This window comes from Paenibacillus sp. MSJ-34 (assembly GCF_018918005.1).
Classification (GTDB): Bacteria; Bacillota; Bacilli; order Paenibacillales; family Paenibacillaceae; genus MSJ-34.
The window spans coordinates 68452-83374 of sequence record NZ_JAHLPR010000002.1 but is presented as its reverse complement, the minus strand read 5'-3'; the positions used below and the strand labels follow the sequence as shown (position 1 = coordinate 83374).

Sequence of the window (14923 nt, the reverse complement as noted above, 5' to 3'; positions counted from 1 at the left end):
TTTGGGCAGGTCTCCGATCCGGTCACGCCTTACTCCGCGGCAGCCTGAGCCTGCATCAGTTCGTATACTTTGCGCGTTGTATTGACATTCCTGATCGTCATGTTTTGATATAGTTTCGAGCCGGGAAGTTTCTGCATGCCGCTTTTGGCGGCGTTTTTTCTGTCAACCGACCAGAGAATCGCCCCGGCAACGTAAATTACCGTATCAATGTCCGGTTTGATGAGGAGCTTATCGAGCACCGACTCGTTGTCGACCTCTTCCCATAGAAACATGACATCGCTTTTCATCCGATCGTCGTTGGTCCAAGAATCCGGAAGCGAGCTTATTACTTTTTGCATATCGTCGAAACTGCGGACGACGACTTTGATTTGCAATCCGAAGCTTGCAAGGATGGCCTCTTCCAAAATACGCGGAAGTTCCGCTTTGGAATGGCTGTTGTCCGTAAAAATGATATTGCCCGAATTGATATACGTTTTTACGTTGTTCATCCCTGCCTGTTCAAAAGCTTGTTTCAGCAGCTTCATATCGATTTTATTGTTTCCGCCAACGTTGATCCCCCGAAGCAATGCGATATAGATCACCAGGATCCCCCTTTTCCACGACTACATATATTGATTAGTTTCTACTATAAAGGATACGCAATATCGTCTGTCAAGCTTTACTCCAGAAAGCGGGATCGGATATCGGGGGGCGGCATCATGCATTGTTCCCGCCGTCCGAACCAGCGGTACCGGTTTTTGGCGATAATGCCATAAACGAAATTTCGCAGCGGGAGAGGGACGAATATGAACGCGTAGAGGAGCGGCCACAATCCGTTCAGTTGCTTGCAGACGCGTAACGCCGCGCTCGATTTTTCGTATATTTGCCCGTCTTGAATGAGAAGGAACGATTCGAGACGGCTGCCGACCGCCTCTATCCCTTGCCGTCGCAAGTACCGCACCGCCGCTTCCGATTGCAGCGGAGCGAATTTGAATCGCGCATGCGGATCGCGCCGGATGACAAAGCGAACGATACCGTTGCATAAATGACATACCCCATCGAATAAAATGACGTTCTCGCTCCGGCTTTTGCGGTTCATCATATGTCCCCTCCTTTCGGATCAACTACTCCCGCCTTTCTTCCCGTAACGGCAAAGCGTCCAGCGGAATTCGGCTGCGATCGAACGGCACGCATTCGGCGGCAAACGTTCCGTTATAGGCAAATACGGTGCCGATCAGCCGATTCGTAACTTCCACCTCGATTTTATATTTTTGCAGCGCGTCGTCGTACCATTCGCATACGTTCGCGATGCCGGAGAACATCATCGGGAATCGGAACCCCAGCGCATGCTCGTAGAACCGCTGTTCTCCCGAACGGATGCGGATCCCGCCGTTCGCGCCGACCTTCATGTCGATATCGACGGCCAAATGCTGCCGATCGCCCAGGTAATCGACGATTCCCTGCCTCTGCTCGCTATAGATCATCGTCGCATCGAATCGGCGTATGGCGCGCGGAAACTTGAATTTGCGGATCCATGTGACGGTCTCCCGTCCGAAACGGTCTACATACGCGTAATTTTCGATCGTAAACGGGATATTCCTTCCTCCCTGCGGAAACATAATGTTCCGGCTCGTCCCGATATAGAGCGGCAATGCGGCCAGCTTGGCAAAATAGATTTTCTCCATCATACCATATCCGACAGAGGCGATCTTGTCCCCGCTCGCGAATCCGAAACGCTTCCGGATTTGCGGATGCAAATTCGCGAAGTCCGAACCTAACGCTTTTTCATAGATCGACGGCATTCGAATTCCCCCTTATTCCTTCCTTTGCAGCCGGATCGCCCGATGCTCGCCGCGAACTTGGCGCTTTACGCAGGCAATTGCCGGCGTTGGGCAAATCTTTCGCCGTTCCCCAGGCGATGCAGCCGAGCCCGATCGTCGCGGCGCATAACACGGCCGGGCTGAACGGAGCGATCAACACATCGGCTTGCCCGAGCGCCGCGCCCGCGGTTAGTGCGGCAACGAGCGCCATATTCAGCCAGTATACGGCGGCGGAGCGGTGCCATATCCAAACGGCCGCCGCAAACGCGATTTCCAGAACGCCTAGCGCGAACAATACGGGCCGCTCCCAACCGTGAAATATGCCCAAACCTTGCAAAATAGCCAATTCCCCGGCATGGGCGAACCATATTTTCGGCACCAGTCCGCCGTATCCCCAAATAAGCGATGTCAACAAAACGGCGAAATAATGAATCCATGTCATAGTGAACGAAACGGCCGGATGCCTGTCCCGTTCGATCCATAACCGAAGCCTGTCAAAGCTCCAAGCCGTCGCCCAGCCGATCAGCGGCCGGAACAACAGCCGGTCGAACCAACGCCCGAAGGGGCCGAATCGCGTTTGATAGTCGTATTTTGTAATAAACGTTACGCCTGACGCATGCGGCACATATCTCCAATACCCGCCTCCGGTCCGAATGAGGGAGAGCGGATGGTCCGAGCCGAACTTCAAGACGGACGTGCGCTCTCCGGAAGCGCGCCGAACCGTTGCCGCCGTTTCGCCCGTCCCGCTAATGTATAGGCCAAACCCGATTCGGGTCGCATACTTGAACCGCTGAACTTCCTCCCCGTACCCGCGGGGGAGGTATGAAATTTCCGTGAAACGCAAATCCCATTTCTCGTGTTCCTCCGGATGCTGCGTATACTTCCATAACGTTTCCATGTCTGCGGCCATATCCAGCTCTACATATACCGGTTTATTTTTCGGCATCGCTAACCCCCCTCTTTTTCGGAAGCCTTCTTCCCGATCCTCCGTCCTATTCAACTCCATTGTAGCCGTGCAGTTCGCCATGCGGCAGTTCCAACTTTCGTAGTACAACAACAAATAGAGGTACTACGAAACGTAGTACCTCCAGCGGGTGTCACGGCAGAGTCGGGACTGCGATGACCGGTTAGTATGTTGCATAAAGTGCAGCATAGGCCGGGGTTCAAGGTCGGATCGGGCCGACATGTTGTACAATGTACAGCATAAACGTACAAAATCGGCTGAAAACGGCCTATCACCCCTCTGTATGTTGTATAAACTACAACATAGTGCAATCGCTCCAGAAAAAGGGGCTGGTATGATGTACAAAATACAACATACCAGACTCGAACGCAGGCGACGCCTCACTATTCCTCGCGCCCAACGCACAGCCAAGCATCCCTGTTCACTCACGCTTCGCGAACAGTTCTTGCGGCAGCCTACCGTGCCCGGCCAAGCCTCCCGCCGCATGCCAAAGGGCCGCATCCCATTTCAGTCCCGCTCCTCGCGCCGCCACAATCCTTTGCGCTTCACCTTTTCCACCGCTTCTTTGCTCGAGCGGACGCCAAGTTTTTTCAACATTTTGTTCACCTGATTTTTGAGCGTGCTTTCCGCCTTGAACAGCTTCTGTTCGATCTGGGTTTGCGTATAGCCCGCTTCGATTAACTCGTACACTTCGCGCTCCGCGGGAGTAAGCGCCTGAAGCTGCTCTTCGCGCTTCAAGCGGGCCAGCTCCTTGAGCAGCACTTCCATCGGCCCGGCATGGCGATGCGCCGTCCGAATGGCTTGCGGCAGTTGGCGGTAGTTTGTTTTCTCGATATAGTTGATCGCGCCGGCCGTGAAAGCTTGCGCAATGACCGCCTCGTCATTGAGAGATGTGAGCATGATAATCTTGACGGGACGCAGTTCGTGAATGTCCAATGCCGCGTCGATCCCGTCCAGCCGATTGCCCGATAATTGAATATCCATCAGCAAGACGTCGAATTCCAGCGTCTCCGCCAGCCGAACCGCTTCTTCCCGGCTCTTCGCCGCTCCGACAACGAGCATATCGGCCTCGTTGTTCAAGAAGAGCGTCATCGCTTTGATCCAATCAGGGTCGTCTTCTACAATCATGAGCCGAATATGATCCATCTACGAATAACGCTCCTTGTCCTACAAATTTGCGGTGCCGCGGCTCGCTCAGGCACTAATCCGGGCGATGCATGCTTGTCACCTTGTTGCCTGGAAAATACAGCGATACCGCCGTCCCTTCCCCTTCCGCGCTCTCGATCCGAAGCGAACCGCCGCTTTGCTGCATCACTTGATAACAATACGTTAACCCGAGCCCGAAATTGCCGCCGCGCCCTTTCGTCGTATAGAACGGTTCGAGGACGCGATCCAGCTGCCGTTTCGGAATGCCGCGCCCGTTATCGCGAACCGCGATCGTCACTCCCCCGCGTTTCGCCGGAGCGAGCACAATTCGAATATCGCCGCCCGCTCCAGGCCGGATCGCTTCCGCGGCGTTTCGAAGCAAATTGCCGAGTACCTCCTGCAAATGAACCGCGTCGCACATCACTTCAGGATCCGCTTTCCGCACGATCTGCGCGAAGATCCCGCGTTCCGCGAACATCGGCATATGATGGCGCACGCATGCTTCCGCGATATCCGCCAGACGGTGCGGCCGCTCCAGCAGGACGATCTCCTGCGTTTGCCCGTGAATGCGCGTTACCATGGCAAGCATATGTTGCGCCGAATTCGCAATAATTTGCAGCTGTTCTTCGACTGCGGCGGACGGAATGTCCGGTTCCGGCCTCACGTCCCGCAACAGCGTCGACTTGATGTTGTCGGCGGAGAGCGATATTTTGCCGATTTCGTTCTTAATCGTATGATTCAACAGCGCCGTTCCCGAACTGACCGCCTCGATCGCGCTTTCCAGCGGATCGCGCTCCAGGCGGAGCTTGACGCCAAGCACCCCGGAGCCGGACAGAAAGGCGAGCAAAACGCCGGCAAACAGCGAATATCCGATAAATCCCGCAATATACGAAAAAAACGAAAACGCCGGATCGATGGCCCGCCCCACGTTAATAAACAGTAAAGCGGCAAGCAGCGAAGGCGCAATGATGAATAGAGTCATAAGGCGATTCGTCTTCTTGCGCCGGTCGCGTTCCTTCGCGAAGGCGGCAACCAATAACGCGCATGAGGCGAGATAATACGGCGCTACGAAAACGAGCAGCGGCATATAATGAATCTCTCTCCCCCAGGCGAAGAACAGAACCGCCAGCAATACGACCGGCAGCAAGAGAACGAATTTGAGAATCGTCCGCGCCCGCGTCCGGAACAACTCCGAATAGACGATGCAAAAGATCAGCGCCCCATAGGGCGTCAATGTATGATTCGCCAGCTCCAGCAGAAACGCGGCAAGCTCCCAGCCGAGCGCTTCCGCCGTGTCGACAAGTCCGCCGATGCTGGCGCAACTGACGAAGAAGGTCGCCCAGCGGTTCGATTCCTTCCCGGGCTGGCTTATGATGAGAATAACGGCCGCCGCAAGCAGCGCAGCAAAATAAAATAACATACGCACCGCCTTACTTCACGTTGGACTGTCTTGCGCCGCGACGTTTCCGGTACGCCGTCGCCAGAACGAATGCGATCGTCATAATCAAGACGCCGACGGCGTCGACCGCAACATCGATCGCATGTCCGGTACGCCCGGGCACAAAGCTTTGATGCCATTCGTCCGAAGCCGCGTACAATAACGACAGCAAAGCGCCGGTGCCGATCGCCGTCCCCTCACGGATCGGCAGCGCAAGCAACGTCTTCATCCATAGGAACGTTAAGACGGCAAATTCGGTCACATGCGCCGCCTTGCGGATCCAAAACTCGATAAAATCGTACGGCTTTGCCGATGTAACCAATCCGCCGTCATAGTAAAATTCGATATGCGGCAAATGGTCCACGATCGCTTGCGGAATCCAGGCCGCCAGCGCGGGCCGCAAATCTTGCTCCACGTACGGCTCCGCGGACTTGATAAAAATAACGGCCATACAAATTGCCGTCAGCGCCAACCATATCAAAAAACGTTTCTTTATCCACTTCATCGAATGGCGCATTCCTTCCCGTTTCACGTTTGCTCGGCTGTCCTTGCGCGCAATTGTTTCCGGATGCAGTAGCGGACGATTTCGCTTCGCAGCGGTTCCTTAATCTCCGTGAAAGCGATCGACACCCGCCGTCTCCCGCCAGGGCCTGTCCGCAAATCGACGACGCGCGCGCCGAACGAAATATGCTTTCTGCCGTTCTTGTCTTCCAAATACATATGGCCGATGACGTCGTCCCCGACGCGATAAAGCGATTCCTCGTTCCTATCTTCCGCTTCGTAAAAAGCGATGCCGCCGCCGCTAATATCGACGGTAACATATTTCGCATTCTCGCCCGAAGCCGCTTCGATCCATACCTCGATTTCCGCCGGAATGCGAAAGAAATTCCTTCTCTGCACTCTTTGGACATCGCTGAAATCGGGCCGCGGTTTCGTCAGCGTTACGCGGGGACCTTCGAATGAAACGGCGGAATCATACACGAATTTATCTTTGCCGTCATAAAAGTATACCGAGACCGCCCCGGCAAGATGATGCGGCAAAGGCTCGTTATTTGTATCGACAGGGTTTCGCACGTACATACTCGCATCGCTCATTCTAATGATTTGCGTAAAATAGACCGATCCGTCTTCGCATTCGATTTCGATAAGTTGATTGTTCCAAAGCTCCATATCGTCCGTATTCATGGCGTCAACGACCTCCTATAGCGTTTTGCGATAAAGGATCTTCCATTTCCATTATGAGGAACAATTCCGAAAGTGTAAATAGCTCCGCCCGTCGGGCCGAAAACAAAAAAAGAACCAGGCTTATCTTTCGCCTGATTCTAACTTGCTTTCTTCACGGGAAAGTTGGCGTACCGTCCGGCAGCCTTGCCAACGTCCATTCCGGAAGAACGTTATGGCAAGGGTATTGCGCCGCTAATTTCTCGTCGACGTCGATTCCCAATCCCGGTTTATCGTTCGGATACACGTAACCGTTTCTAATTTCCGGACATCCCGGGAATACTTCCTGAAGTGCCGGACTGAATCCGTTCCACTCCTGGATGCCGAAATTGATGCTGCTGACGTCGAGATGCACATGCGCCGCATGCCCCACAGGCGATGTGTCCCCCGGACCGTGCCAAGCGGTGCGTACCCCGAAAGCTTCGCAGAGCGACGTTAACTTTCTCGCTGGCGTTATGCCTCCGATTTGGCTGATATGAATCCGAATATAATCGATCAAACGATTCGTAACAAGAGGCATCCATTCGTTAGGATTATTGAACAATTCGCCCATCGCCAGCGGAATCGTCGAATGCTGGCGAATGAGGCGGAACCACTCGAGCTGTTCGGGCGGAAGCGCATCTTCCAGGAAAAATAATTGGTACGGCTCCAATTGCTTGGCAAAGTTCACCGCATCGATCGGGGCCAAGCGTTCGTGAATATCGTGCAGCAACTCGACGTCCGGTCCCAGCTCGGATCGCAGGTGCTCGAACAATCCGAGCACGCTTTTCATATAGGCTTTCGGATCGTAATAAGCTCCGGCGGGGGCTCCTTCCGGCGCAACGATCAACTGGTCTTTGCCGCCATAGGTGCCCAATTGGCAGCGAATGTAGCGGTAACCTTGTTCGATGTACGAACGCGCGCTCTCTTCCACCTGTTTGAAATCAAGGCCGTCGGCATGCCGGTATACCGCCGCGCCCTCTCGAACCTTCCCGCCAAACAGCTCGTAGAGCGGCATTCCGGCAAGCTTTCCTTTGATGTCCCAAAGGGCCATGTCTACGCCGGACAATGCATTGTTCATAATGGGCCCGTTCCGCCAATAACCGCTCACGAGCGAAGAATGCCATATATCGTTAATGCTTTGAACGTCTTTTCCGATCAAAAACGGCTTCAAATATTGTTCGATGGCGGAATGCACCGACAAATGGCGCTGCGTAAAGGTAGCGCAACCAACGCCGTAAATTTCCGGTTCCGTTGTTTCCACTTTGACGACAACCAAATTAATGCCTTCCGGCGCCGTCATAATCGTTTTAATATTGCGAATTTTCAGTTTCTCCATATCCACTCGCCCTTTAGTTGTTGTTATTGCTTGACAGCGCCTGCCGTCAAACTGCTTATAAAATATTTCTGCATAAATAAGAAAAGAATGATCAAAGGCAAACTGGACACGATCGATGCGGCCATCATATCGTTCCAAGCGATTTTGTAGAACCCGTTCAATTGGCCGATTCCTACCGGCAATGTTTTCATATCTTCCGTTGTCATCAGAACGAAAGCGAACATATATTCATTCCACCCCATCAGGAAAGAGTAGATCGCCGTAGCCGCAAGTCCCGGCAAAGATAAGGGCAGAATGATTTGCAGGAATGTCCGCATTTTGCCGCAACCGTCCATCATGGCCGCTTCATCCAATTCTTTCGGTATGCCTTGAAAAAAACCGAGCATCATCCATGTGCAAAAAGGAATCGCAAACGAAATATAGACGATAATGAGTCCCGGATGCGAATCGATCAACCCGAATGTTTTTAGAACTTTATAAAACGGAATGAGCAGCATGATCGAAGGAAACATTTGCGTGACAAGCAGAAACGTCAAAAACGCTCCTTTGCCCGGAAACCGGAACCTCGAGGCCCCATAGCCGGCCAACGCCGAGAACACTAACGAAATCAAAGTAGACGCGAACACAATAATAACGCTGTTCACAAAATAATCGGCGAAAGGATAGTCCTTCCAAATTCGAATAAACGAATCGAAGGTAGGATGTTCGGGAATCCAAACCGGCGGTGAACTCAACACTTCTTCATTGCTCTTGAACGCGGTAGAAACCATCCACAAAGTCGGTATCAACACGCCGGCCGATGCGATCGTGAGAATGGCGTACATGCATGCGTTGAACAGCGATTTCTTCCCTTTAATCGTTGCCATTTCCAAACAACCTCCTGTATCCGTATCCCATCAAGTAACATACGAAGAAGACGATAATTGCCATGGCGGAAGCTTTGCCGAACACGAAATAATCGAAAGCTTGTTTGAAAATATCGATGCTGACAACGTTCGTCGCATTTCCGGGCCCGCCTTGGGTTAATATCCAAATCATCGTAAACTGCTTAAACCACCAAACGGTATCTAAAATAAGCGTAACGAGCATCACCGGCATCAGCCCGGGCAACGTCACGTAGCGGAACGCCGTCAATCGCGTACAGCCGTCGATTTTGGCGGCTTCGTATATATCTTCCGATATATTTTGCAAACCGGCCAGAATGAGCATCATGACCATCGGGAAGCCCTTCCAGATCGAAACGATAATGACGGCGATAACGGCAATTTGTTCGTTGCCCAGCCAGGAAATCGGTTCGTCGATCATGCCTGTTCCCATCAATACGGCGTTGAACAGGCCATACAATGGGTTGAACAGCCACTTCCACAGCAGTCCCACTACAACCTCCGGAAAAAGCCATGGAAGAATCAAGATGACGCGAAACACGGTTTGTCCCTTCAATTTCATGTTTAGAATGAGCGCCAGTCCCATGCCGACTACGAAATGGCCGGCAACAACCCAGAATGTGTAATGCAAAGTAAGCAATATTTTGCCGATGAATTCCGTATTCGAGAAGATTTCCTTATAGTACTTTAACCCTACAAAATCCCACTTCGTCGTTAAGTTGGTGTCGAAAAAACTGATATAAGCCCCGTATAGCAGCGGGTATGTAACAAGCAACAGAAGCGTGACGACGGCAGGGGCGATGAACCAATACCCGATCCACCGGTTTTTTGACGACAGCATAGTTGTACCTCCATAGATTACCAAGAAGGCCGTAAGGGAGCAGAGATCCACTCCCTTACCGTGACGATTCTTGAAGGATTAGTTGGTATTGCCGATAACCTCATTGGCCCGAGCGGCCGCTTTCTTGGTCGCTTCATCCGCATTCATGCCGCTGGCGATCATCGATTGGTACGCCTCGGCAATAATATCCTGAAATTGCGAATATTGCTTGAAATCGGGGGTCGTGAAAGCGTACTGAAGCGCTTCTACGAATCCCGCATAATCTTTGCCGGTCAGCTGCTGATCTTCGCCGACTTCGATTTTCGTCGGAAGCCTGCCGCTTAAAGCATTCCACTTCAACGAATTTTCCTTGTTCACCATAAATTTGAGGTAATCCGCAACGATCTCTTTATTCGGGCTGGATTCGGCAATCGAGTAGCCCAGCAAACCGAACGTGGCGATATGTTTTTCTTTCTTCGGAACCGGAGTGCTGTACAGTTTCCCTTTCAGTTCCGGATTTTGATCGTAAATGCTGCCCAATGCATTCGGGCCTGTAATCATCATGGCGACTTTGCCGCTCGCCATCAAACTCGCCGCTTCCGGGAAGCCGGTTTCCGTCACCCCGGGCGGGATCACCTTAAATTTATTATTCAGGTCGGCATAAAACTGAAAAGCCTCTTTGGCCGCCGGAGAATCCAACTCCGTTACCCAGTTGCCGTTCGCGTCCTGCTTCAATTCTTCCGCGCCAAAGGAGCGCAATACGGTAATGAAGCGGTCCGCACCGGAGCCGTTGCGCGTACCGACCATCCCAAAGCCCCATTGATCGACTTTTCCGTCCCCATCGGTATCCTTTGTTAATTTTTGCGCGGCGTCAAGAAAGTCTTCCCACGTCTCAGGCGCCTTCAATCCCTCTTCCTCGAACCAATCGCCGCGGTATACGAGCGCCAGGGGAGCCGCTACCCAAGGCAAAAACTGCAGTTTGCCGTCAACGCTCGATTCTTCCAGCAAATTCGGATAAAATTCGTTTAAATACTCTTGACCGTAAAGTTCCGTCAAATCGGCAGTAATGCCCATGTTGTACGCCGTTCGAATAAATTGCGGCGTGTTGGTAAACGCATCGGGCAAATCCGAAGCCGTGGCGAGCGTCGTAATCTTCTTATACAAATCGTTCATCGGTACGCCGATAAACTCGATTTTCACGTTCGGATTCAGTTTCATATACTCTTCCGCCATCGCTTTCTCGGCCGGTCCGTCAGGATTTTCCGTTTGCGAGACGGACATGATGCGAATAGTGGTTACCTGATCGCCGCTTTCCCCCGTTTTTCCTTCCTGCTTTTGGCCGCAGGCGCTCGCGAGCAGACTCAACACGATCAGTAACGAAATCCAACCGGCATACCTTTTTCTTTTCATGCAAATGACCTCCTCGTTGAAATAGGTAAAATATATGGTTAGCCGTCATGCGACAGAATCGCCGCCGCGGCGACAACCTAATGTAATATGACATATGATATATGATGTCATACAAGTTATTCGAAAAAATTTACTTTTTGTTTTTTTCCTGATAACGCAACCATTTGATTGTACGGTCTGTCGTCGTCGTAACGGATTCGCGCACCAATCGCTTCACCAATTCGGTATCTCTATTTTTAATCGCCTGATATTGTTGCGTATGCCCTTTCAAGCTGACTTCCAATTCGCCCAATACTCGGTTCAGTTCTTCCAAATGATAATAATAAACCCGCTTCATGCTTTTCATAATTTGAACGAAAAGTTCGTTTTTCGTTGCATGAACAATCGCCATATGAAACTGATAATCGGCAACGGAATATTTGGCATAATCGTTTTGATTCGCCTTCATTTCGTTAAGCGCTTTCTCAATCGCCAAAATGTCTTGTTCGTCGGCGCGCTCGACGGCCAATTCAATGCACTTGGTCTCAATGAGCTCCCGGAATTCCATAATATCTACAAATTCCTTTTCGCTCATATTCATGATCGGAGCCATCATCTTCAAATCGTAGCTTCCCGCCGTATTCGAGACGAAGGAACCTTTCCCGTGCCTCGTGCTGATCAAGCCCATATCCCTTAATTTTTGCACGGCGCTGCGAACGCTTACGCGACTGACGTTGAACATGCTGCATAATTCGTTTTCGGAAGGAATTTTATCTCCCGCCTGCCAGACTCCGTTCACGATTTTCTCTTTCATCTGCTCGTATACGTCGTCGACGATATTCTTTTTCTCAATCGCTTTAAAATTGTTTGTCACCGTTTATCCCCATCTCCTTGTAACATGTCATACAAGTTGTAATTAATATACTAGCAAGTTTTACTATTTTCGTCAAGCACAAATCGACGGACAAGCTTCCAACGGATCAGGCCATACTCATCCGTCAATTTGTTACAAGCAAGTTTATTGCTCGTTTATATATTGTTTGATTTGCTCCGGATCGATAACGAGCACGTCGTTACCGTCGATTCTCTGAGGCTTAAACATCCCGGCCGGAGGAATTTGCACGTCCGACATTTGACCAAGATCGATCCGCATGCCAAGCCTGGCTAATTTCAACATCTCATGGGGCTCGATATTCGTTTCCAAGTAAGGGGCGATACTGTTCAGCACTTTGGGCAATTGGACCAGCGTCGTCGTCGATTTCATTTTGGCGGCGACGGACGACACAAATTTGCGCTGCCGTTCGCTGCGGCCGAAATCGGACTTGGCGTCGCTGCGAAAACGAACATATTGCAGCGCCTGCAATCCGTCCAAATGCTGCTCCCCTTTTTTCAAATCGATATTATATCTCGGGTCGTCGGCGCGATCGATTCTGCGCATATTTTTCTCGATATCGACATCGATGCCGCCGATGGCGTCAATTAAGGCAATGAATCCTTCGAAATCGACATAAACGTAGTATTGCACGTTGAGCCCGGTCAATTGTCCGACCGTTTCCATGGCAAGTCCCGGTCCTCCGAAAGCGAGAGCCGTGTTGATTCGGTTCTTGCCATAACCGGGTACGTCCACATAAGTGTCGCGAAGAACGGAGTAAAGCTTTGCGCTTTGCCGCTCGGGGTCGATGGATACGAGGATGTTGGAATCGGAGAGCGGACGGCTTCTGTTGCCTCTGGCGTCCCCGCCGAGGAGCAGGATGTTGACTTTCTCCTTCCCGTCCCATTCGGGAGGTTCATGGGCAGGCTCTTCGTGCAGCCGACGATGATCCAGCATATTGTTTGTTTCGCTATTCTCATGAATTTGTTTCGTGAAAGACAAGATCGAATAGACGTAATACGCCGCAATCAGCAAAATGACCGCTCCGACGCCTAATGACGAATAGAGCCAAATTCGATTGCGTTTGGTTTGATTGCTCCTTTTGCGGGGCATGGCTTGTTGCTTCAGCATGAAACATACCAACCTTTCCATTGACGTTAGGCCCACTTTGCTCATGAAGTGCACGTCCGGTCGGATGGGCGGCGGAATCTCTTTCTATCTATGTAAACGCACCCAACCGGAAGAAAGTTACGATTTTTGTCGAAACAAAAACGAAGCGGCATCCATTGACGGAAATGCGCTTTGACCGTACAATGAAACAGTATATGTATATTCAAAAATTCAAATATACATAATATTAAATATAAAAGGGGGTATCATGATGAGATTTGTACGGGCTCACCGCTTTCGAAACTATTCATTGGCGCTGCTGTGGAAAGACCTGCTGTCGGGACTCATTGTCGGTATTATCGCTTTGCCGCTCGGAATGGCATTCGCCATCGCTTCGGGCGTAGACCCGCAATACGGCATTTACACGACGATTATCGCGGGAATACTCATTTCGGTCTTCGGCGGTTCCCGCCATCAGATCGGCGGACCGACCGGCGCTTTCGTTCCGGTCATATTCGGCATCGTAACGCTATACGGATTCGAGGATTTGCTGATCGCCGGGTTCATGGCCGGAATGATGCTATTACTCATGGGTTTGTTGAAAATGGGGGCCTTCATCAAATATATTCCAAGACCCGTGACGATCGGCTTTACGGCGGGAATTGCCGTGATCATATTTACCGGACAAATCGCCAATTTTCTCGGCTTGCAAGGGATTCAAAAACATGAGCGCTTTATCGACAATATGGCGGAAATCGTTCGGCATGTCGGAACGACGGATCCGGCCGCCGTACTAATCGCTGCGATTTCCCTCCTCTTCATTATCGTTACGCCGAAACTGTTCCCCAAACTTCCCGGCTCGTTCGTCGCGCTTATCGTCGCGGGAGGTGCGGCCGCTTTGTTCTTCCCGGATAAAATTGCTACGATTGGCTCGACTTACGGGGCGATCCCGAGTTCGTTGCCGACCTTCCGGCTTCCGAATATCACATGGGATAAAGTGCAAAGCTTATTCGTTCCCGCATTGACGATCGCTTTGTTGGGAGGGGTCGAATCGCTCCTGTCGGCCGTCGTAGCCGATGGGATGACGGGCGATCGCCACCATAGCAATCGCGAATTAATCGGGCAGGGCATCGCCAATCTTGCCGCGCCGTTATTCGGGGGCATACCCGCCACAGGAGCGATCGCCCGCACGGCCACGAACATTAAAAACGGAGCTCAATCCCCCGTATCCGGCATCGTTCACGGCTTCGTGACCTTATTGATTCTGCTCCTATTCGCTCCATACGCTTCGGCTATACCGCTCGCTGCCATGGCCCCGGTCCTCATGACGGTCGCCTGGAATATGAGCGAAGTCCGGCGCTTTAAATATATCGTTCGCTTGAAAACCGGAGACACGCTCGTTCTGCTCGTTACCTTTTTGCTCACTGTCTTTGTCGATTTAATAACGGGAGTGGGGGCGGGGCTTTTATTGGCATTCGTTCTTTTTGTCAAAAAAATGAGCTCGATTTCCGTCACGACGAAAACCGGCGAACATTTCGCCGAAGACCGGCAAGAGAGGATCTGCTATGCGGAAGTGGAAGGCGTTCTTTTTTTCGGAGCGGCTCAATCGTTCGAACGCTTGATTCTGGATCAACTGCGAGATCGGCCGAGCATTGTCGTCATTCGTTTGAAACAAGTGCCGTTTATCGATACAACCGGGATTTCCTATCTCTCCGGCGTCATCGGTTTCGTCCAAAGTTACGGCGGTACGGTGCTGATCTCCGAGGTACAGCCGCAATTGCGCGAAATGTTCATGCGCACCGAATTGGATAAAATGATCGGAGAGACGAACATGTTTGCCCAAACCGGCCAAGCGGTCCGTTATGCCGATTCTTTGTTTCATCGGGGGAAAACGGACGTTTGCGGTTGACAGAAACCATAGGAATAAGGTAATTTCATTCAAGAATAGATGTCCCATTCAAAT

Annotated in this window: 15 protein-coding genes; 1 reads left to right on the top strand and 14 read right to left on the bottom strand. The window is 51.5% G+C overall.

Annotated elements, in window-relative coordinates; genetic code table 11:
• Positions 1-29 precede the first annotated feature (29 nt).
• From KQI79_RS01485 to KQI79_RS01420, 14 genes are all read right to left on the bottom strand, one after another.
• The gene (locus tag KQI79_RS01485) at positions 30-581 is read right to left on the bottom strand and encodes a DUF1697 domain-containing protein (RefSeq protein ID WP_216536440.1); all 552 of its coding nucleotides are present in this window, start codon (positions 579-581) and stop codon (positions 30-32) included.
• A gap of 77 nt (positions 582-658) precedes the next feature.
• Positions 659-1081, bottom strand: a complete 423-nt coding sequence (locus KQI79_RS01480; protein WP_483311360.1) for a thiol-disulfide oxidoreductase DCC family protein — start codon at positions 1079-1081, stop codon at positions 659-661.
• A 22-nt stretch (positions 1082-1103) separates the two neighbouring features.
• Entirely contained in the window at positions 1104-1781 is a 678-nt protein-coding gene (locus tag KQI79_RS01475; protein WP_216536439.1) for a DUF4166 domain-containing protein, read from the bottom strand.
• The gene (locus KQI79_RS01470) at positions 1765-2745 is read right to left on the bottom strand and encodes a DoxX-like family protein (protein ID WP_216536438.1); all 981 of its coding nucleotides are present in this window, start codon (positions 2743-2745) and stop codon (positions 1765-1767) included. The genes KQI79_RS01475 and KQI79_RS01470 overlap by 17 nt, the downstream gene beginning before the upstream one ends.
• 525 nt (positions 2746-3270) lie before the next feature.
• Positions 3271-3909, bottom strand: a complete 639-nt coding sequence (locus KQI79_RS01465; RefSeq protein ID WP_216536437.1) for a response regulator transcription factor — start codon at positions 3907-3909, stop codon at positions 3271-3273.
• A 55-nt stretch (positions 3910-3964) separates the two neighbouring features.
• A complete protein-coding gene (locus KQI79_RS01460; protein ID WP_216536436.1) occupies positions 3965-5329 on the bottom strand; it encodes a sensor histidine kinase in 1365 nt (454 codons plus the stop codon).
• Between the two features lie 10 nt (positions 5330-5339).
• Positions 5340-5852: a VanZ family protein gene (locus KQI79_RS01455; RefSeq protein WP_216536435.1), complete on the bottom strand. Its 513-nt coding sequence runs from the start codon at positions 5850-5852 to the stop codon at positions 5340-5342.
• A gap of 23 nt (positions 5853-5875) precedes the next feature.
• On the bottom strand, positions 5876-6532 hold the full coding sequence (locus tag KQI79_RS01450; protein ID WP_216536434.1) for a flagellar brake protein: 657 nt from the start codon (positions 6530-6532) through the stop codon (positions 5876-5878).
• Between the two features lie 151 nt (positions 6533-6683).
• Positions 6684-7886, bottom strand: coding sequence for an enolase C-terminal domain-like protein (locus tag KQI79_RS01445; protein WP_216536433.1), 1203 nt, complete (start codon positions 7884-7886; stop codon positions 6684-6686).
• 23 nt (positions 7887-7909) lie between these two features.
• Entirely contained in the window at positions 7910-8752 is an 843-nt protein-coding gene (locus tag KQI79_RS01440; RefSeq protein WP_216536432.1) for a carbohydrate ABC transporter permease, read from the bottom strand.
• Complete coding sequence (locus KQI79_RS01435; protein WP_216536431.1) at positions 8739-9611, bottom strand: carbohydrate ABC transporter permease; 873 nt, start codon at positions 9609-9611, stop codon at positions 8739-8741. Before KQI79_RS01435 ends, KQI79_RS01440 begins: the two co-directional genes overlap by 14 nt.
• Positions 9612-9689: 78 nt before the next feature.
• The gene (locus KQI79_RS01430) at positions 9690-11000 is read right to left on the bottom strand and encodes an ABC transporter substrate-binding protein (RefSeq protein WP_216536430.1); all 1311 of its coding nucleotides are present in this window, start codon (positions 10998-11000) and stop codon (positions 9690-9692) included.
• A 130-nt stretch (positions 11001-11130) separates the two neighbouring features.
• On the bottom strand, positions 11131-11853 hold the full coding sequence (locus KQI79_RS28125) for a FadR/GntR family transcriptional regulator (RefSeq protein WP_216536429.1): 723 nt from the start codon (positions 11851-11853) through the stop codon (positions 11131-11133).
• A gap of 144 nt (positions 11854-11997) precedes the next feature.
• Complete coding sequence (locus KQI79_RS01420) at positions 11998-12981, bottom strand: LCP family protein (protein ID WP_216536428.1); 984 nt, start codon at positions 12979-12981, stop codon at positions 11998-12000.
• A gap of 247 nt (positions 12982-13228) precedes the next feature.
• Here KQI79_RS01420 and KQI79_RS01415 point away from each other — a divergent pair, with 247 nt between their 5' ends.
• A complete protein-coding gene (locus tag KQI79_RS01415) occupies positions 13229-14869 on the top strand; it encodes a SulP family inorganic anion transporter (RefSeq protein WP_253297892.1) in 1641 nt (546 codons plus the stop codon).
• Positions 14870-14923 lie beyond the last annotated feature (54 nt).